The sequence below is a fragment of the bacterium genome (assembly GCA_040757115.1).
Lineage (GTDB): Bacteria > UBA9089 > CG2-30-40-21 > CG2-30-40-21 > SBAY01 > JBFLXS01.
Genome location: JBFLYA010000461.1, coordinates 1 through 1,010 on the forward strand (window position 1 = coordinate 1; position 1,010 = coordinate 1,010).

Annotated in this window: 1 protein-coding gene; it reads left to right on the forward strand. The window is 43.5% G+C overall.

Features of this window, described 5'->3' with window-relative positions; translation table 11 throughout:
• Positions 1-428: 428 nt before the first annotated feature.
• Positions 429-1,010, forward strand: a 582-nt coding sequence (locus AB1422_19645) for a hypothetical protein (GenBank protein ID MEW6621516.1), incomplete at its 3' end; no start/stop codon positions are given.

Sequence of the window (1,010 nt, forward strand, 5' to 3'; positions counted from 1 at the left end):
CCGACCCTTACTTATACCCACACAGGTCGAAACTTTTCGACCTGTGAAATGAAAGAAATGAAATAGGTCGACCTGGGAAAACAAAATTATACCACACTACTTGGTGTAAGAAAAGGAGATAGGGAAATTAAGTGAGTAAGCGGATTAAGCGGAAAAAATGGGAAAAAATAAATAAATCCGTTTAATCCGTGTGACAAATTTTTAATAGTAAGGGGATTTAATAGTAAGCGGATTTAGCAGATTGAGCGGATTTTTTTTATTTTTTTCCGCTCAATCCGTTCAATCCGCTTACAATAAAAAATGTAATCTGTTTAATCAGCTTACAAAAAAAATTCGACCTATTTCACAGGTCGAACTTTTTGTTGACACATCCTCAATTCCGTGGTAAAATATTTCGTAAATAACCCAAAGAGGAGGTAATATCCAAAATGGCAAAAAAACAGATACCGGTCAGTAAAATAACCCTCCTGCTCCTGATAGGGGCTATGGCTATGTCCTGTCCAGCCCCATCCCTGGCAGCACCATCTCTTCCTGATTCGCCCATCATCGAGATAGACACAGGCGGGCATAAGGCAAAAATCAATGATATTTTCTTCACCAATGACGGTAAATATCTTGTATCTGCCTCTGATGACAAGACCGTGCGGGTATGGGATATACATACCGGCAAGACCGTCCGCATCATTCGCGGGCAGATTGGGCAAGGACATGAGGGTAAAATATATGCTGCCGCCCTATCGCCGGATAATAGATGGCTGTCCATGGGCGGATGGTTTACAGGGATGCCTGAAGAAAGGGATGCAATCCGCCTCATCGATTTCAGCACAGGCAAGGTTAAACAACTGCTCAAGGGACACAGCAATGTTATTCTGGGGCTTGCCTTCTCATTTGATAGCAGGCTCCTGATTTCATCCAGCGCTGATACCACCGCCCGGATATGGGAGATAAAAACCGGCCAGTGCCTGCATACCTTGAAAGGACACAGCCAGTTTATCTATGCCGCTGCCTTT